General features: G+C 67.8%; 11 protein-coding genes and 2 pseudogenes. 8 read left to right on the top strand and 5 right to left on the bottom strand.

Annotated elements, in window-relative coordinates:
- Positions 1-357: 357 nt before the first annotated feature.
- A protein-coding gene (locus tag OHB49_RS44180; RefSeq protein ID WP_329167251.1) for an IS5 family transposase occupies positions 358-1166 on the bottom strand; the annotation gives its coding sequence in 2 pieces (ribosomal slippage) (positions 358-818 and positions 818-1166; 810 coding nt in all).
- A 966-nt stretch (positions 1167-2132) separates the two neighbouring features.
- Here OHB49_RS44180 and OHB49_RS44185 point away from each other — a divergent pair.
- Positions 2133-2998 (top strand): IS5 family transposase gene (locus OHB49_RS44185; RefSeq protein ID WP_443079728.1). Its coding sequence is split into 2 segments (ribosomal slippage): positions 2133-2505 and positions 2505-2998, totalling 867 coding nucleotides; the frame shifts between segments, so codons are not numbered across the junction.
- A 909-nt stretch (positions 2999-3907) separates the two neighbouring features.
- A complete protein-coding gene (locus OHB49_RS44190; protein ID WP_329167253.1) occupies positions 3908-4918 on the top strand; it encodes a zinc-binding dehydrogenase in 1011 nt (336 codons plus the stop codon).
- Positions 4919-5158: 240 nt separating this feature from the next.
- Here the strand turns inward: OHB49_RS44190 and OHB49_RS44195 are convergent, their stop codons facing one another.
- A complete protein-coding gene (locus tag OHB49_RS44195; protein ID WP_329167254.1) occupies positions 5159-5284 on the bottom strand; it encodes a hypothetical protein in 126 nt (41 codons plus the stop codon).
- 987 nt (positions 5285-6271) lie between these two features.
- Between OHB49_RS44195 and OHB49_RS44200 the strand changes: the two genes are divergently transcribed.
- A complete protein-coding gene (locus OHB49_RS44200) occupies positions 6272-6715 on the top strand; it encodes a HEAT repeat domain-containing protein (RefSeq protein ID WP_329167256.1) in 444 nt (147 codons plus the stop codon).
- An 8-nt stretch (positions 6716-6723) separates the two neighbouring features.
- Here OHB49_RS44200 and OHB49_RS44205 read toward each other — a convergent pair.
- Positions 6724-7059, bottom strand: a pseudogene (locus OHB49_RS44205) (IS481 family transposase); the annotation flags it as partial.
- Between the two features lie 24 nt (positions 7060-7083).
- On the bottom strand, positions 7084-7860 hold the full coding sequence (locus OHB49_RS44210; RefSeq protein WP_329167258.1) for a hypothetical protein: 777 nt from the start codon (positions 7858-7860) through the stop codon (positions 7084-7086).
- Positions 7861-8822: 962 nt separating this feature from the next.
- Here OHB49_RS44210 and OHB49_RS44215 point away from each other — a divergent pair.
- The 4 genes and pseudogenes from OHB49_RS44215 to OHB49_RS44230 all read left to right on the top strand — a co-directional run.
- A pseudogene (locus OHB49_RS44215) lies at positions 8823-8993 on the top strand (IS701 family transposase); the annotation flags it as partial.
- Positions 8994-9714: 721 nt separating this feature from the next.
- Positions 9715-13164 carry a DNA polymerase III subunit alpha gene (locus OHB49_RS44220; protein WP_329167260.1) on the top strand — a complete coding sequence of 1150 codons (3450 nt, stop codon included), beginning with the start codon at positions 9715-9717 and terminating at the stop codon, positions 13162-13164.
- Positions 13161-14162, top strand: a complete 1002-nt coding sequence (locus OHB49_RS44225) for a DNA polymerase Y family protein (protein ID WP_329167262.1) — start codon at positions 13161-13163, stop codon at positions 14160-14162. The genes OHB49_RS44220 and OHB49_RS44225 overlap by 4 nt, the downstream gene beginning before the upstream one ends.
- Before the next feature lie 294 nt (positions 14163-14456).
- Complete coding sequence (locus OHB49_RS44230) at positions 14457-14921, top strand: class I SAM-dependent methyltransferase (protein ID WP_329167264.1); 465 nt, start codon at positions 14457-14459, stop codon at positions 14919-14921.
- Positions 14922-15029: 108 nt separating this feature from the next.
- On the opposite strand, the gene OHB49_RS44235 is transcribed toward OHB49_RS44230, so the two are convergent.
- Positions 15030-15269 carry a hypothetical protein gene (locus OHB49_RS44235; protein WP_329167266.1) on the bottom strand — a complete coding sequence of 80 codons (240 nt, stop codon included), beginning with the start codon at positions 15267-15269 and terminating at the stop codon, positions 15030-15032.
- A 476-nt stretch (positions 15270-15745) separates the two neighbouring features.
- Between OHB49_RS44235 and OHB49_RS44240 the strand changes: the two genes are divergently transcribed.
- A complete protein-coding gene (locus tag OHB49_RS44240) occupies positions 15746-18364 on the top strand; it encodes a tetratricopeptide repeat protein (protein ID WP_329167267.1) in 2619 nt (872 codons plus the stop codon).
- Positions 18365-18595 lie beyond the last annotated feature (231 nt).

The following is an 18595-nucleotide window of genomic DNA, read 5'->3' on the forward strand; positions in this document are numbered from 1 at the left end:
GGCAGCCCGAGCCGTTTCGCCGCCCGGCGTCGCTCCCGGACTTCTGCAGTCGACCGCGGCCGGTAGCCGGGACCGCCACAACCGCAGGAGTGGAAGGTGAGGCCAGCACGCAGCGTGACCCCAAGCGCTTCCCAAGCCCCCTTGTCTCTACGGCGAGGGATGGCAAGGTCGAACCCAGCATTGATCATCGGGGCTCGGCAGCGTGGGCACGGATGCGCTCGCTGCGGTAGCGGGTTCTGTTTGAACGACGACCGGCACGCCAGACACACGAAATGCGGCTTGTAGGGGATCGCGTATCGGCACATGCTGACAAGGTAGAGAAGGTGCCGCGACAGAACCACCGCTTTAGAAGTCATCTCATTTGGTGAGTCTGCGGTAGCAGATGAGGGTGCAGGCGATGCTTGTGAAGGCGAGGAAGTGGTCAGCTTTGCGCTCGTAGCGTCGGTGGAGACGGCGGCAGCCGGCGAGCCAGGCCATGGTGCGTTCGACGGTCCAGCGGTGGCGGCCCAGTCGCTGTGAGGACTCGACTCCTTTCCTCGCGATGCGGTGCTGGATGCCGCGCTGGCGTAACCATCGTCGCAGTTGGGGGTAGTCGTAGCCCTTGTCGGCGTGGAGCTTTGCGGGCTTGCGGCGCCGCGGTCCGCGGCGGGAGCGGATCGGCGGTATCCCTTGCACGAGAGGGATCAGAGCCTGGCTGTCATGCAGGTTCGCCGCCGAGATTGCGACGGACAGGGGCAGACCGGTCCGCTCGGTGATCAAGTGGATCTTCGACCCGAACTTGCCCCGGTCAACAGGATTCGGACCTGTCAGATCCCCCTTTTCAGGGCCCGCATGTTCACCGAGTCGATCGCGCAGCGCGACCAGTCCAACTCGCCGCGGGCGCCGAGTTCGTCGAGGACCAGGCGGTGGAGCTTGGCCCACACCCTGGCCTTCGTCCACTCGGCGAAACGCCGATGAGCCGTCGCCCCCGACGGCCCGAACGAAGCAGTGGGCAACTGCTGCCACGTGCAGCCTGACGTGGCCACGAACACGATCGCGGCCAGCACCTCACGATCACCATGCCGACGCCGACCACCACCCTGAGGCCGCGACGGCGCCTCCGGCACCACCCGCTGAAACAACACCCACAACTCATCCGGCACCAGCCGCTCAACGATCCCCACCATGACCGACAGCCTACCGACACCACCAAATGAGATGACTTCTTAGGAGCGTGGTGAGGCGAGTTGGGGTCTGACCTGCGGAATGCCGACTTCGGCGTCTGCTGGCCTCGGCCACCGCCAGCAGCCGCAGTTCCCCGTGAGTCCCCGCCCGATCTGGCGCGGTTGTGGCACGGGGAACCTCTGCTTTCGTAGCTCTAACGAGAACGGTCGGCGGTGGCGCCCCGCCGGCACGGCCTTGGGGCCCGTCGATGTCGGTCAGCCCGCCCCATACTTCGACCGGTGGGCTGCTGAGGTTCGGCGTGGACCAGCGCGTTCGTGCCGGTTGGTGTCACGCGCTGATGTCAGGAATCGGGCTGCCCTTGACGTGCGTCCGTATCCCCGTTTGTAGTCCTTCGAGCTCTTACGGGCCTGCCGAGGACCTGAAGCACCGCGCCGAGCACGACGAGAATCAGGGCTACGGTGGCGAGGTCCGCGGCCACTTCATAGGACCATCCGACCAACCTTGGTACTCCGTTCAAGGCCAGGCCGCCGCCCATCGCGATGGCACCCCAACCAGCCTTCCGGGGATGCCGGTACTGCGCTGCTCTCCAACCGCTCAAGGTCAACGTTCCCCCGGCTGCAATCAAGCATCCGCAGGCCAACATGATCCACGCTGTCATGGCACCCCTCCGCCGGGAGGTTACCGCGCGGTCGGCGGAGTCTTGATGCCCCCACCCTGACCGCCTCCTCAACCCACCACTTACCCCAGCTCCCATCCCGTCCGCCTTCGGCCCACACACCGTGGAGCGGGCGTGGTTCAGGGCGTCAAGGTGGAGCGCGCCACTGTACGAACGACCTTGACGCCCTGGGCCGCGACTGCTCGGCTCTGCCTGGGTCGAAGGTGGTCGGGATGGGAGCCCACGACGCTCACCACGCTCCGGCCGGCACTAGGGTCCGTCTTCATAGGTCATTCGAGTGGTGGATCATGGTGTGGTGCTACGCCGACATGAACTCACAGACCAGGAATGGGAGTTACTGGCTCCCCTCATACCCCGGGCCGTGACCGGAAGACCTCGGGTTGACGACCGTCGGGTCATCAACGGCATGGTCTACAAGATCCGCACCGGCATCACCTGGCGTGACCTGCCCGAACGCTACGGCCCGTGGAAAACGGTCTACACCCGCTTCCGCCGATACGCCCTGGAGGGCGTCTTCACCCACGCTCTTCAGCAAGTCCAGGCCCAGGCCGATGCGGCCGGTGACATCGATTGGCTGGTCCAGATCGACTCCACTGTCGTCCGCGCACACCAGCACGCCGCCGCCACCGGCCGAAAAGGGGGCACCATCGGCAGGACGAACCGGACGATCACGCCCTCGGTCGATCCCGAGGAGGCCTGACCACCAAAATCCACCTTGCCTGCGACGGCCGCGGCAGACCCCTGGCCATCTTCCTCACGCCTGGCCAACGCCACGACGGCATCTGTGCGCAACCCCTGCTGGAACGCATCCGAGTTCCCCGCGCCGGCCTGGGCCGTCCACGCTGCAGACCTGACCACGTCATCGCCGACAAGGCATACAGCTCTCGCGGATTCCGCGCCTACCTGCGACGACGCGGCATCGGCCACATCATCCCGGAGAAAACCGACCAGAAACGGCACCGGCACAACAGGGGCCGCCGCGGCGGCCGGCCGCCCGGCTTCGACCGTGACATCTACCGCCGACGCAACACCGTCGAGCGCTGCTTCAACACCCTCAAACACTCCCGCGGGATTGCGACCAGGTACGACAAGACCGCCGCCTCCTACGAAGCAGCGGTCAGCCTGGCGTCGTTCCTGCTCTGGGCAAGATCCGTTTGAAGACGGACCCTAATGGCGACGCCACACCTTCAACCCAATGCGAGATTCCGTCCCGTTCGAACCGCAAATGATCTCCGTTTGGATCGCCAACGACCCAGGAGCCGTTCGCGCGCTCCAAAGGCCCGAGTCGATCAGTCATCTGTTGGTCCCCTGCAAACTGTCACACGCACGTCGCCATCAGCAGGCCGGTCACGAAGATCCCCCTCGAAGTGGTCCGCCGGTCGACGTGCGAGGGACTCCCCGGTGGCCTCCATCGTCCACGGTGCCCTGACTGCCAATGTCGCCGCCGTCGACAGGGCCGACAGGTGAGCCGAACGAGTCGGTCACACAGCCACTGAGGGCAGCCACCGCACGCCCGGCGACACAGATCGTTGTTGACCAACGATGATCCTCCGTTCCGGGGTCGGTGGCGCGGGCTGAGCCCGGTGATCTGGGTCATTGCAACAGCCCGATGTCTGGCCACTGTATGAACCCCGCGAGGGCCCAGAAGTTCGAGAGCTGCCCTGGCCCGCAATCATGGAGTCCATCGAGCAAGTGACGACCCAGACTGCTCGACATCCGCTTTAGGAGCGAGGTTGGTGATCACAGGCGCAACCTGCGGACTCCCTGTCTCGGCCTGAGTCGGCCGAACGCACTCTGGGGACCCCGGTTCCCCGTGAGTCCCCGTCCGTTCTGGCACGAGAGTGGCACAACAGAGTGCGGCGCCAGGGATGCCTTACATGGCCCAGAACCCGATCGGCCTATTCGGCTGTGCTGCTGATTGCCCACCGTGCGAGCGTGGGCTGGGGGCCTCTGTGAAGGAGGGCGGCTGATTCGCCTGGACGGTGCACTCAGCGCCATCACCTGCTGTGGGACGTCGGCTGATGCCCCTCCAGGCAGCTCACGTACCCAGCGCGCAGGAGGAGAGCCATGAACCGGCGTGTCGTCTACACGCGTGGCGGGTCGCCCGCCGACGTCCTGACCGTCATCGAGGAACCGGAGCCGGCAGCGCCCGAGCGAGGCCAGGTCCTCATCCGCACCACGGCCTTCCCGGTACACCCTGGTGATCTCCACCCCATCGAGACCTACCCGGGGGAGGTTGTGGAACCGGTGACGCCGGGCATTGAGGCCACCGGCGTGGTGGAGGCGATCGGCCCGGGCACGCGCGTGGCGCCCGGTGTCGAGGTCGGCGGCCGGGCGACGGTCTTCCCCCAGCCGGGGTCCTGGTGCCAGTGGTTCGTTGCGGATGCCGAGGCGGTCGTCGCCGTTCCAGAAGGGTTGCCGGACGAGGTCGCTGCACAGATGCTGGCGAACCCGCTCACCGCGGTGATGCTGCGCCGTGAGGCACAGGAGCATGTTGCTTTCGGCTACGACGGCTTTCTGGTGCAGACTGCCGCGGGTTCGTCGGTCGGGCGGCTGGTCACAGGCGTAGCCCGGTTCCACAACTTCGCGCTCATCAACGTCGTCCGCAGCGAGCGCGGCGCCGCCGAGCTGCGCAAGCGGTTCCCGGATGTGCCGGTGGTGGCGACGGAACATTCGGGCTGGGCCGACGAGGTCCGCAAGGCGACCGGAGGCCGTCCGGTGAGTGTGGCCCTCGACCCGATCGGGGGGAAGACGGCGGGGAGCCTTGTGGACCTCCTGGCGCCGGGCGGCAAGCTGGTCAGCTACGGAATGATCGCCGAGGAGCCGATCTCGGTGCATGCGTCAACGCTGGTGAGTAAGTCCCTGACGCTGCGGGGCAAGAACATCATCAGCGGGTGGCCTTCGGAGGCATCCCCCGAGAAGCGGGCATCCGACATCGCCACCGCAAAGCAGATCGCGCTGGCGCTCACGGACCAGTTCGACGTGGCCGCCACGTACGGCCTCGGCGAGCTGGCGGACGCCGTGGCGCACGCGGTACAGCCTGGCAAGGTCGGCACCATCCTCGTCCGCCCCTGGTAGCGGCAGCGGAGACCGGTGGAGTCTCCATGAATGAGTCAAGGGGACGGACGCCGACCATCAGTGAGGACGGCGCCCGCGCTGGCCACAGACTTTGCGGTCCTACGTCATCCTTATCAGGTCAGTCGCGGGCCACCGTAGATGCTGGCTACACCCCTCTACAGAGGGAGCGAACTGCCGCCGATGTATGGCTCGATCCGTTGAGGTCCGGGGCTGTTGATGTCAGCTACCGATGTCACTTCGTTAGAGCTGGCCACGCCACCAGGGTGTGTCGAGCGAGTCAGCACGGATGACCTCGGCCCTGTTGAGGATCTTGATGTCGAGGTCTCGTACCAGCCTGCGGAGTTCCCTGGCCGACTTCGTCGGCAACGCGTGCAGCACTTCTTCCAAGTGGTCCCGGAAGAAGGTCGGGGCACAACCGCACTCGGGAATACCGCAACGAGTCGCCGTGAATGGGTTCGCAATATTTCTCAAGGGGCCATGTGCCAGCGCTGCCCAGTGCCAGAAAGCCTCAGCAGTCGCCTCTGTCCAGTACCTCGTGCGATCGAGTCTGCGGATCTGTGCCTGGCACCCGCCAGGCAGGCGGTCGATGTTGGGGTAGCGAGGCCGACGTCTGAAAGTACGTACGGGAACATCGTTCCACACGTCAGAGGGGCGCCTACGCGGCATTGCCCTTTCGGTGGTGAGTCATGGCGGCAACCTACCCGGTTCCCTGTCAGGCATCCAGTGCATGCGCCGCTTAGCGGGACTAACGAGATCCCGTCGCCTTTGAGATTGACAGGCTTCGTGACCTAGTGAAGAGCAGGATGAACGCCGCACTTGCGCGCTCCTCAACCCACCACTCACCCCAGCTCCCATCCCGTCCGCCTTCAGCCCACACACCGTGGAGCGGGCGTGGTTCAGGGCGTCAAGGTGGAGCGCACCACTGTACGAACGACCTTGACGCCCTGGGCCGCGACTGCTCGGCTCTGCCTGGGGCGAAGGTGGTCGGGATGGAAGCCCACGACGCTCACCACGATCCGGCCGGCACTCGCGAACGGCGCCCCTCCCATCCCGGAGTCTGAGCGCCCCCGCCGGAGGCATGACTTGTGCCTTCCGTTTCCCTTCGTCCAGGCTTTCTCGCTCTAGTTGCGCGACCGGCGTAGCCGGGGCCCAGAGCGGGGCGGAGACAGGAGCGCAGGGCCCCGGCGGTGAGCCGGGGAGCGCGCGACGAGCGGAGCGAGGAGCCTTGAACCCGTAGAGAAAGTTTCTACTCACGCCCAGCGCGACGCCCTGTCGGGTCTCGGTTGATGTTTGACGGTTCGGCGTCAGGTGATGCTTGACGTCTGACCTAGACATCGTGGCTTACTGGCTGCCATGACGGACCGTTTCCCTGAGATCACCTCCGTGGAGGAGTTCATCCGGCTGCGGCAGAGTGAGAACCCGGCGGAGTACAACCGCTCGGCGTGGGCAACGCTGCCGCTGCCCGTCTGGTGGGACTTGGTGCGCAACCATCCCGACATGCGTTTTTGGGCTGCGCATAACAGGACGGTGCCGCCGGAGATCCTGGCCGAGCTGATCAAGGATTCGGACTGGCGGGTCCGGGACCGGGTGGCGAGCAAGCGCAACTGCCCGTCTGGGTTGTTGGAACGGTTGGTCGACGATCCGCATGACTCTGTGCGGAGGCTCGTTGCAGGCCATCCACGCTCGCCGCGCTCGGCAGTTGCGCGTTTGGTTGACGACCCGTGGCCGGTCGTTGCGCAGGAAGCCCGTGTTCGGCTGGCCGAGTGGCCGTCCGCGGGGGCGTCCGAGCCTTCCTGACTCGACGATCACACGATCTTCCGGCGGTTGTGTTCGCCGGACTTGCGGACCACCATTTCCTTCCTGGTAACGCGCGGGACGGTGGTGATCAGTTCCTGGCCGTGGAAGACCCGGATCGTTTCCTCGTCCAGATGGGCGGTGACGACCTGGTGGGCATAGCCGCGGCCGAGCTGGATGCGCTGTCCGGCGACCATGAAGCCGCCGACGCTGCTGACCGTCCGCTCAGCGATCTGCTTGGCGGGCGGAGGCAGCTGGGGTGGCGGCCCGGCCGGACGAGCGCCTTGCAGACGTCCGCAGGCTGAGGGCGGCAGGGGGCTGGGCAGGGTGGCCTTAATAGCGGCCTGGAAGCTGGTGCCGCGACCAATCACCTACGAGTGGTGATGCTCGTCGTGATCACAGTGCTGCTCGCGACCACAGTGCTCGTCGTGATCACAGTGCTCAGCGCGTTTGATGGTGGTGGGGTCGGTGGCGGTGTGGGTGGCGGTGTCGCCGCCGCCGGTCGCGGTGGCGGTGTTGGTGACCTGGCGGCGTGCGTCGCAGTCGCGGGAGACCTTGGCCTTGAGGGTGATGGGCGGGTAGCTGCTTCCGGCGGCCAGGACGTCACTACGTGTGCAGGTCAGAGTGGACAGGGACAGGGTGCAATTCCATCCCGTGCCGGCGATGCTGCGGGCGGTGAGTCCTGCCGGGAGAGTGTCGTTGACGGTGACCGTGCTGCCATCAGTTGGTCCGGTCCCGTTGTTGTCGACCGTGATGGTGTAGGTGCCCTGCTGGCCCTGGGTGAAGTTCCCGGTGTGGGTTTTGGTGATGGCCAGGGTGGGTGTGAGCAGCGTGTAGGAGATGGTCACCTGGCCGTTGTTGTTCGGTGTCCCGATCGTCGAGGCCGTGTAGGTCGTCCCGGTGCCTGACGGGGTGGCGAAGCTGCTGCCTCCCCCACCTCCACCACCAGCTGCGGCCGCGAAGAACGGGGGTGCGGTGGTGCCGCTGGCGCCGCCTCCGCCGGCGAAGTACCCGCCCCCGCCGCCCCCACCGGCACCGATAAAAGTGGTACAGCCGCCGTCGTTGCTGCCCCCGGTACCACCGGTTCCGACCGTGGCACCGGAGAACCCGCCTCCCGTCCCGCCGTTCGTTGCTGTACAGCCTGTCACGCTGCCGGCGGCCCCGCTGGCACCCCCAGTACTGGTGCTGGTGCTGCCACCGCCCCCGCCCTGTCCCGGCGAACCGTCTCCAGCGGATCCTCCCGGGGAGCCGCTGGAGGCATCCGGCGTCCCGCCGTTGCCGCCTGACCCTCCCAGGCCCCCGTCGCCGGAGGCGCCTGTGCTGCCTCCGCCACCGGCGACCACGAGCAAGGATGTGCCCGTGCTGACGCTGGACGCCCCACCGCCACCGGCCCCCCCGTTGCCACCGTTCACGGAGTTCCCGCCCGGCGCGCCGCCGTTGTACCCACCGGCACCACCGGTACTGCCGTTGCAGCCTTGGCCGCCGGTGCCTCCGACGTTGATGGTGTAGGTCGTGGGTGCGGTGGTTTGCGGGAGGGTGGTAACGACACGTGCCCCGGTCCCAGCCGTCAGCGGTGTGCAAGGAGCGCTGGCGCCGCCAGCGCCGTCGGCGGTGATGGTGACCACCGCATTTGCTGGGACGGTGAGGGTCTGCGGGGTCCCGGTGAAGCCGAAGGTGGACGAGGGGTCAGTCCCTGGTGCCCGTACCGGGATGGTGGCCGGCTTGGCCCTCACCTGTGCGGTCGCGGGGGTCAGTGCGGTGCCGGACAATGCCACGCACAGTCCTGCCACCACCCCTGCCCGTCGCCACTGCTGACGAGTGCCGACGCCTGTGCGGGCTTGGCCTCGTCTCCTCCCCGCTCCGGCGGGGGGTTGTTTTGGGGCGTGATGTCTGATCAACGGTGTCTCCTGACGTCCGGGCTTGAGGAGAGGCCCGCCGTACGGCAGCGCGGCGGGGCACAGCCAGTTTGTTCACCAATGTATGTGTATATGTGCACTAGATGATCAAATGGGAGATTTGGCGCCCGCTACGTGTCGGCGAGGCGCCGCCCGGCCCGGTACTGGGCCCGGGAGCCTGAAATCCGCGGCTTTGCGTAATCGGAAAGTCTCCGCTGGACGACTGCCAAGTCCGCCGCTATCCCGGCTGGCATCGCCACGTGACGCTGTCCATGGCCGCCCATGCGTGCCTGACTGTCCTGCGGGCCCGCGAACTCGATACGGAGAAAGCAGAAACGGATCCTCCCAGCTCATCCACCTCAGCCTCGCCGAGATCAGACGCCTGATCACTCGCCTCACCCACCGGCAGCCCCCGCCTGTCGACCGCATCCTGCACTGGTCGACTTGGCGACGCCGACGACAACACCAAGCCCGCGTCAGTCGCCACAAACGACGAGGACACAGCCCATAACACCTGCCCACCAGTCAGAACAAACGCCGTTGCGGTACTAGCGTTTCGGGCGCTGCCTCAGCCTCTGACGGTGACGGGCTCGGCGCCCTCGGCAGCAGCCGGCACCACCGCGACCGTACGGCGCGGGCGCCGTCGGGACCAGCGGGTCGACTCGGAGAATTGAGTTGACCCGCCGAGCATGGAGCTGGCCTGCGGGTCCGCCAGTCACTGGCACCACAACCGGCCGTCCGTTTGCTCGCCGTGAACTCGCAGCGCCCCAGGCTCTGCACACCGAAACGACTCAGTAGGGCGCTGGAGCGGGAGTCCTGGATCCGCAGCTGCCGTGCGTGCGCCTCTGCCGGAGTCGACCTCATGGCCTGGAGGTCCGTTTCGGCCACGGGCCGGTCCGCATGTGCCAGCACTGGCAAGCCGAGCTTCCGGCGACTACCGCCTGTCACGGGTGGTCGTTGTCGCAGGTCAGTCAGTTGGCTTGGACAGGGAGTCGGCGACACGAGGACCTCGAGAGCATAATCGCGTGTTCGATTTCTGTTCGAGTATGGTGGAGATCTAGCCAGGGTGGTTAGGACGTAATTGGGGGTATGTGACCGGAGGTCCCGATGGGTGGTGGTGTGCATCTGCATGTCGCCAGCGGCTACTCCGCCCGCTACGGCGCTTCCCACCCGCACGACCTGGTCGCCCGTGCCGCCGAGCGCGGCATCACCACGCTCGCGCTGACCGATCGCGACACCGTCACGGGCATCGTCCGCTTCGCGAAAGCCGCCATGGCGGCGGGCGTACGGCCGGTTTTCGGCGTCGACGTCGCGGTCGCGCCGCGCAGCCCGGCCGGCAGCGCCGCCAGGGTGCGGACACCGGTGCGCGGTGGCGCGCATGTGGCCGAGGCGCCGCTGAGAGTCACGCTCCTCGCCCAGGACCCGTCCGGGTGGGGTTATCTGTGCCGGATCGTGTCGGCCGTCCACGCGAACGCCGCCGGCGGCCCGCCGGTCGTGTCCTGGCCAGTACTCCAGCAGCACGCAGACCGGGGCCTCACGATCCTGCTCGGGCCCGCGGCGGAGCCGATCCGGGCGTTGTCGGCCGGGCGGCCGGACATTGCCGAGCAACTCCTGGTGCCGTGGCGGGAGCTTGCGGGGGCGAGCCTGCGTCTGGAGGTCCTTCACTGGGGGCTGGAAGGCCTCGGACCTGGCTCGTTGCGGCTCGCCGCCCACACCCTCGGGCTGGCCGACCGGCTTTCCATCCCCACGGTGCTGACGAACGCGGTGCGCTACGCGGACCCCGCTCAGCACCGGATCGCGGACGTCCTGGACGCAGCCCGGCTGCTGCGCCCGATCAACCGCCGGCGATTGGACTGTGGTGAGCGGTGGTTGAACGGCCCGGCCGAGCTGGCGGCTGCGGCGGAGCAGATCTGTGAGGCCGCCGGTGCCGGCCCGGGCCGCGCGGCGAAGTTGCTCGCCGAGACCGCACGGACCGCTGAACAGTGTGTGATCGATCCGGTCGCCGATCTCGGGCTCGGTACCCCGCATTTTCCCGAGCCGACCGTGGTCGGCGCTGAGCCCGGTGCGGGTGGGCCGATGCGGCTGCTGAGGCAGCGGTGCGAGGCCGGGATGGTTGCCCGCGGTCTGGACCGTGACCGGCGGGCGGTCGAGCAGCTCGACTATGAGCTCGGCATCATCGGCCGGCTCGGTTTCGAGGCCTACTTCCTCGCGGTTGCTCAAGTGGTTGCCGACGTACGTGATATGGGGATCCGGGTCGCCGCCCGCGGTTCCGGCGCCGGTTCCATGGTCAATCACTCCTTGTTCGTGGCTACAGCGAACCCTTTGGAGCACCGGTTGTTGTTCGAGCGGTTCCTGTCGGAGCGTCGGGCCTCGTTGCCGGATATCGACGTCGATGTGGAGTCCGCTCGTCGTCTGGAGGTGTACGACCGGATCTTCGAGCGGTTCGGCTCGGAGCGGGTCGCGGTGACGGGGATGCCGGAGACCTGGCGGGCGCGTCACGCGCTTCGTGACACCGGTCTTGCCCTTGGTCTGCCGCCGCGGACGGTCGACCGGATCGCGAAGTCCTTCCCGCACATCCGGGCCTGCGACATCCGCGGAGCGCTCAAGGAGCTCCCCGAGCTGCGGCAGCTCGCCGCCGAGGCTGATTCGTACGGTCCGTTGTGGGAGCTCGCCGAAGGGCTCGACGCGCTGCCGCGTGGGATCGCGATGCACCCGTGCGGTGTGATCCTGTCGAACGCGACCTTGCTGGACCGGCTGCCGGTGCAGCCGACGCCGGGCGGGCAGTACCCGATGGTCCAGGCCGACAAGGAGGACGTCGAGGACCTCGGCCTGCTCAAGCTCGATGTTCTCGGGGTGCGGATGCAGTCGGCGATGGCGCACGCCGTCACCGAGATTCGCCGCACGACCGGGCGGCAGATCGACCTCGACAACCCTGACCACGTGCCGCTGGACGACCAGTTCGCCTTCGCTTTGATCCAGGACTCGGACACCGTGGGGATGTTCCAGCTCGAGTCGCCCGGTCAGCAGGACCTGGTCGGTAGGCTCCAGCCCCGCGACCCGCAGGACGTCATCGCCGACATCTCCCTGTTCCGGCCGGGCCCAGTGCAGGGCGGGATGCCCGCGCTCTACGTCGCCGCCCGGCACGGCGCCGCCCCCGTCTATCCGCACCCCGATCTCGAACCCGTGCTGAGCGATACGTACGGGGTGACGATCTGGCACGAGCAGATCATCGACATCCTGGCCGTGATGACCGGTTGCGACCGTGCCCTGGCCGAGGTCGCCCGCCGCGCTCTCGCCGACGAGAAGCGCCTACCCAAGCTCGAAGTGTGGTTCCGGGAGGAGGCCGGCGCCCGCGGCTACAGTACGAAGGTCCTAGACGAGGTGTGGGAGATCGTCGCCTCGTTCGGCGCATACGGCTTCTGCCGCGCCCACGCCGTCGCCTTCGCCGTCCCCGCCCTCCAGTCGGCCTGGCTCAAAGCCCACCATCCGGCCGCGCTGTATGCGGGGCTGCTGGAGCACGACCCCGGCATGTGGCCGCTGCGTGTGATCGTCGCCGACGCCCGCCGCCACAACGTGCCCGTGCTGCCCGTCGACGTGAACAAATCCGCGCCCGCCCACCAGGTCGAGCAGACCGACACAGGCTTCGGCGTACGGCTCTCGCTGTCCTCTGTGAAGGGCATCAGCGAGGAGCAGGTTGCCCGGATTGCTGCCGGTCAGCCCTACAACTCCCTGCAGGACTTCTGGCAGCGGGCCCACCCGGCGCTGCCGATCACCGAACGCCTGATCCAGATCGGCGCGCTCAACCAGCTCAAGGGCGACCAGACGCGGCGCGATCTGCTGCTCCAGGCCGCCGAGCTCCACCGGCACACTCGTACCCGTCCCAGTGCCGGACAGCTCCCGATCGATGACGCCCTCATCACCGCCGGGCCGTCCGGGCTGCGGGAGATGAGCAGCCGCGAGACTCTCGACGCCGAACTCAGCGTGCTGAAGATCGACGTCTCCCAGCACCTCATGGAGCACCACCACCGGTTGCTGCGGGAGATCGGTGCCACCGATGCCAAGCACCTCAAGGCGATGCACCCCGGGCAGCAGGTCCTGGTCGCCGGGGTTCGCGCTTCCACTCAGACGCCGCCCATCCCGTCCGGCAAGCGCGTCATCTTCGTCACCCTCGAAGACGGCTTCGGACTGGTCGACATCGCGTTTTTCGAGGACTCCCACGAGGCGTGCGCGCACACCATCTTCCACAACGGACTGCTGCTTGTCCGCGGCACCGTCGAGGCCCGAGGCCCTCGCCGGACGGTTGTCGGGCACATGGTCTGGGACCTCGAAGAGCTCGCCGCGGCCCGACGTGATCACGGACCCGAGGCCGTCCTCGACATCCTCGGCCGCCGCGAACCCGCCCCCACTCCCGCACAGCCGGCCGACACACCGGCCCGGACGCTCACGAACGGGACTGCCGGGGCCAAGCTCCACCCGTACGCCGACCTCCAGCCCGCCGGCACCCGCTCCGCCGATCTCACTCGGCTCGGCCACACCAGCCCCGGCAGCGCCGGATGACCACCAGCCCGCGCACCGTGATGCGCATCTACTTCCACCTCCCACAGCCGGACGAGGAGCTGTACGAGAGACTCCTGGCCCTCCTGGAAGGCATCACCCCGCGGGTCCAGGCCCACCATGCGGACTGGTCCGCAGACGTTGATCTCACCGGCGCCCTGCGGTACTGGGAGCGCGATGCCGAAGGGCTCGCTGCGGTGGTTCGGCTGCGCGCGCTCGCGCTGTATGGGGTCCAGTCGAGCGCGGGTATCGGGTCGTCGAGGATGGTCGCGGCTATGGCGGCCGCTCTGTCCCCGCCCGGCTCTGTCACCGTCGTCGGCAACTCCCCGTACGACATCGCCGCGTTCCTGCGACCCCAGCGCGCGGCAGCCCTCCCGGGAGTTGGGCCCTCGACGGCGAGATCCCTGTCCCGGTACGGGATCTACAGCATCGGCGACATCGCGGACACCCCGCTCACCACCCTCCAACGGCTCCTCGGTACCGCCGCCGGCCGACAGGCCCACGACCGTTCCCACGGCCGAGACGACCGCCTCGTCGTCCCACAGGCAGTACCTCGTTCTGCCTCCGCCGAGCACCGCTTCGACGTCGACGAGCTCAACCCCGATCAGCACCACCGGGCAGTCCTGGGCCTCGTAGACGAACTCGGCGCCCGGATGAGGACCGAGAACAGCGTCTGCTGCGCCGTCACGCTGGCCGTCCGCTATGCCGACCGCACACACACCACCCGCACCCGAACCCTGACCGAGCCCACCGCCCACTCCCGCGCGCTCGCGGACATCGGCATCGCCCTCCTCGCATCCCTCGGCCTGCAACGGGCCCGCGTCCGGGCCATCTCCGTACGAGCCGAGCGACTACAGCCCGCCGAGACCGCCACCCAGCAGCTCACCCTCGATCCCACCGACGAACGGACACGCGACCTCGAAGCCGCCATCGACCGCGCTCGATCCCGGTTCGGATACCGCGCAGCTGGACCCGCTAGCACCCACGGACGGGCCAACTGACGCCGTGTCCCCTTCGGCAGAGTCATCTTTATCTCGCGAGCCGGAACCGTACTCACGCAGCCCGGGGACTCCACCAGAGTAATTGTCAAGACCTGTGGATGGCCGCTCGACGGTTGTCCCGATGCCGGAGGACGTGACCACCGCGACCTGACAGGCTGTGACTCAATTTGGCTGCTGCAGCGGTTGCCCTGCGGTGATGGAAATTGGATCGTCTGCGGCTCGTGGTCAGCCATAGGGTGCGGCGATGGACTGGAACGCCTGGCATGACACAAGTACGACGTAGAGGACTCCTGGATGGCACGGAGGCTGCGGACCGTTCAATCGCAGACGCGGGCTGCCCTGGACGATGCCCCGGCCGGCCCGCTGAAGGTGATCAGCCTGTGCGCCGGGGACGGTCGCGACCTCCTCCACGTCCTGTCCGATCATCCGCGCCGCCACGAGGTGCGGGTGCGGCTTGTCGAGTTGGACGCCCGTAACACCGCCGCGGCTTTGGAGACGGCCCGCCTGGCAAAGCTGGACCAGGTCGAGGTGGTGACGGGCGACGCCTCCCTCATCGACCAGTACCGGGGCATGAGCCCCGCGGACCTCGTTCTGGTCTGCGGTGTCTTCGGAAACATCACCGACAGCGACATCGAGCACACCATCGGCGCATGCCAGGCCCGTCGTTGCCATCCCCCGGCGGGTGCAACAGGCGGCACTCGGGGTGAGCGGGGCTTCTTCCGCTCACCCCTTTCGTTGCTCACCTCGCCGATCGCTTAATCAGTCCAACTGCATACACACCTGGGGCTTGATGCCGGACTTCGCGACCCAGCCCGTGGTGCCAGGCTTCAGGCCGGAATTGGAGCGGTCTTGCAGGCTCACCCGATATCAGGTCCCCCTTACCCTGTCGGCGCTGATCGAGTCCGCCGGGTAGAGCACCCCCAGTGTCGTGTGGTTCGTGCTCGGGCCGCTTCGCAGCCGCAGGGCCCCCTTCGGTTGGTAGCCACACGAGTTGAAGTCCCAGGCCACGACGACCGTTGAGGCCGCGACCGGCAGGGCATGGGCCGCAGGCATCAGTGTGCACAGTGGCGCGGATGCGGCCAGGGCGTACGAGAGCAGTTTTCGCATGCTCGGCTCAACCGGCCGTCGCCACGGTCTTGTCACGGGCCGCCCAAGCTGATCACCCGCACGTGCGATCGTCGCGATTCCACGGATGATTCGATCCCTCGACGAGGGCAACGGAAAGCGCGCGTAGCCAGTGCCTTTGACTTCGGTCTGCCGGGGGGCGTTGGCGTAGGTTGCCGGCCAGACCCTCCTGACACCGGTCTCTGCTGTTCGTCGTCGTGAACCTCCGAGAAGTGCCAGCCTCCGTTGTTCGTCCGACCTGCTGACGAAGCGCTGTTCGTCGTCGCGCACGGAGCCATACGGTTGGGCCCGCGTGGACTGACTGTCTCGATTCCGTGCTTCCTCACATCCCGGGTGTGTGATCCATGCGACCATCTGGCCACGTTGACTCCGGGGGGGGCATGGTGTCGATTCAGGTTCAGACCCGTCGCAAGCGGCTTCTGCTTGCGAGTACCGCGGGGATTGTGGCCGTGGGCGGGATGTCCGGGGACCTGATTTTCGGTGTCCTGAAGGACAAGTGGGCGCTGGGCAGCTTCGTGGGCGTTGCTGCTGTAGTGGGCGGCCTGTCGGCGTTCATGTACCGCCACTCAGCGGACGATTTGGCCGTGTCGGCCAGGGCGGGGCTGGAACTGCGTCATCAACTCCCACAGGAGCCCGTGCTGGTGGGGCGGGACATCCTGAGCAGCAGTCTCGTCGAGCGACTCCGGGACGTGCCGACCCCCACCAGCGGCGCGCTGCCGGGGGCCCCGGCAGCCGGGCAGGCCACCGTGATCGTTGTGCACGGAGCGGCTGGCACGGGGAAGACGGCTCTCGCTCTGCACGCGGCGCACCGTGTCAAGGAGCATTACCCGGACGGGCAGCTCTACGTCGACCTGCGGGGTGACGCCGACATACCGCGCGAAAGCGGTGAGGTCCTGGGGGAGTTCCTCCGGAGCCTGGGGGCGGCCCAGGGCGATGTCCCTCGCGGGGCGGACGACCGGGCCGCCCTCTTCCGCAGCCTCACGAACAACCTGCGCCTGCTAGTCGTGCTCGACAATGCGCACAGCACCGAACAGATTCAGCCGCTTCTGCCCGTGGGGACCGGCTGCTCGGTGCTTGTGACGAGCAGAAGAGCCTTGTCGGCGGGAAACATCACCAGGCGTCACCGGCTGGAGGTACGGCTCCCCGACGAGGACCAGGCGCTGGAGGTCCTCAGTGTGTACGCGGGCCGGGAGCGCGTCGCTGCTGATCCCGCCGCGGCCTTGGAGATCGTGCAGTTCTGCGGCCGGCTTCCGCTGGCGCTACGCATCGTGGGCGGAAAGATCGGGATGCGTGAGGACCTGACACTCCAGCGGATGCGGGCGCGGCTCGAGGACGAGCGCGCGCGGCTGCACGAGTTGGTCTATGAGAATCTGAGCCTCCAGGCTTGTCTATCCCTCACATACCGGGATCTGCCGGAGGCGGCCCGGCGGGCGGTCGGGCTGATGTCCTCCCTGCCCGTTGGAAAGCTGACGGACTGGCATGTCGGGTGGTGCCTGCCGACCGCGGCCATGGCCGGAGGCGTCTCCGACGAACTCGTCGCTGTGGGCCTGATGGAGGCGCACGGGAGTGGCGCCTTGGATCCCGGCTACCGCTTTCACGACCTGGTGCGCGTCTTCGCGAGAGAGCAGTACGAAGGTCTACCACCGGAGGAGCGCCGTGGCGCCGAGGAGCGCCTGGTACGGGCCTACCGGGATGCCATCGTGTACCTGGCCACGGGGCGTGCCCCGGAACTGGGAACGGAGGCGTCGCGAGAGCGCCGGGGAAACCTGGACCGCGAGTCGGCGGGGCCCTGGGTGGCCGGGGAGGTCGAGCGTATCCAGTGGGCAATCGCCCGCGCCCGACGCCTGGGCATGGAGCCCGAGGGCGCCGAGATCGCCGAGGGCCTGTCGTACTTCCTCGACGACGTGAACCTGTCGTCGGAGTCCGCCCAGTGGCTCTTCGACGAGGGGGACGAGCAGCGGGCTCGGGTGGTCCGGAGCCTGCGGCGCGGACGCGCCGTGGCCGCCCTGGGAAACGGGACACCGGACACGGCCATGGAACTGTTCCTGCCGGGCGGATCTCCCGATCCCGCCATTGCGCTGACGGCACGGGACCGGATGGTTGTGGCGCGTGCCTACGCGGCCAAGAGCGACTATTCGGCGGCGCTGGAGCAGATGACCACAGCCGTGCAGGAGCTGCGCGCGGAGAACGACTTGTGGCATCTGCTGTCCTCGCTGGAGAAGCTGGGCGAGTTCCAGAGGTGGCGCGGTCAGCCCGAGAAGGCGGAGGAGAGTCAGCGGGAGGCGCTGCGGCTTGCCGAGGAGTTCGGGGACAGGAGGGCACAGGCGCGACTTCGGCGCACCCTGGCTGAGACGCTCGGGTACTTGCGCAGGCCCGAGGAGGCTGCGCCGCTCCTGGAGCAAGCCGTCCACGACTTCAGGTTCCTGAACGACAGGGTCTGGGAAGGCGCGAGCCTCTACGCGTTGGGCAAGATTTACCGGCTGCTCGGCCGCCGCCAGGACGCCCTGGAGGCCTATGACAAGGCCGAGGACATCTTCGGTCCTATGGGCGAGCGGCTATGGATCGGCCGAATCGACAACGCGCGGATCCGCGTGTACGCCGGCATGGAACGGTTCGACGAAGCCTGGGCTTCGGCCCGGGCGGCCCTCGCCCTGTTCCGGCAGCTCGGGCACGATATGTGGTTCAGCCACACCCAGCGAGACGTCGGCTGGCTGCACCTGCGACAGGGCCGCCCGGGCGAGGCGCTGTCTCCCCTCACCGAGGCGATCGACGTGACTGTGCGGGCTGGCGACGCGTATGCAGAGGCCATGGCCAGACACCTGCGGGGCGTTGCCCACCGCGAATTGGGACAGCTGGACAAGGCGCGCAGCGACCTGGAGGCGACGCTGGCCATCTACGGGGGCGGGGCGTACGAGTGGAACGAGGCGGTGGTCCTGCACGACCTGATCCGTGCACTGCGCGCCGATGGAGCATCCGATGAGGCCGACGGCATGGAGTCCTCGGCAATCTCGACCAACCCGGTTTTTGTCCGGATGCCTGGGCGGGACGGCGCTCGGGCGATCCCGGATGAGGACTGACCGGCCGAGACGATGTCGAGCGGGCACCTCGCATGCGCCGAACCGGGCCTACCGCGCTGAAATGCTGCGTTTCGCCGAGTGGCGCGAGGCTGGATGATGCCCGCCGCCCCGCCGAGTGTGACCGACGTAGATCGACCTCACCGTACCGCCGGATGGTCTACAAGAGGTTTGGGGCAGGGGAATGTGGGCTGGTTGAGTGGATGAGTCGTCCGGTCCTCGGAACCCTCACCC

This window comes from Streptomyces sp. NBC_01717 (assembly GCF_036248255.1).
In the GTDB taxonomy this organism is placed as follows: Bacteria; Actinomycetota; Actinomycetes; order Streptomycetales; family Streptomycetaceae; genus Streptomyces.

Coding starts and splice junctions, on each gene's coding strand:
- OHB49_RS44190 (WP_329167253.1), top strand. CDS start 3,908: ATGAACCGGCGTGTCGTCTACACGCGTGGCGGGTCGCCCGCCGACGTC.
- OHB49_RS44200 (WP_329167256.1), top strand. CDS start 6,272: ATGACGGACCGTTTCCCTGAGATCACCTCCGTGGAGGAGTTCATCCGG.
- OHB49_RS44220 (WP_329167260.1), top strand. CDS start 9,715: ATGGGTGGTGGTGTGCATCTGCATGTCGCCAGCGGCTACTCCGCCCGC.
- OHB49_RS44225 (WP_329167262.1), top strand. CDS start 13,161: ATGACCACCAGCCCGCGCACCGTGATGCGCATCTACTTCCACCTCCCA.
- OHB49_RS44230 (WP_329167264.1), top strand. CDS start 14,457: ATGGCACGGAGGCTGCGGACCGTTCAATCGCAGACGCGGGCTGCCCTG.
- OHB49_RS44235 (WP_329167266.1), bottom strand. CDS start 15,269: ATGCGAAAACTGCTCTCGTACGCCCTGGCCGCATCCGCGCCACTGTGC.
- OHB49_RS44240 (WP_329167267.1), top strand. CDS start 15,746: ATGTCCGGGGACCTGATTTTCGGTGTCCTGAAGGACAAGTGGGCGCTG.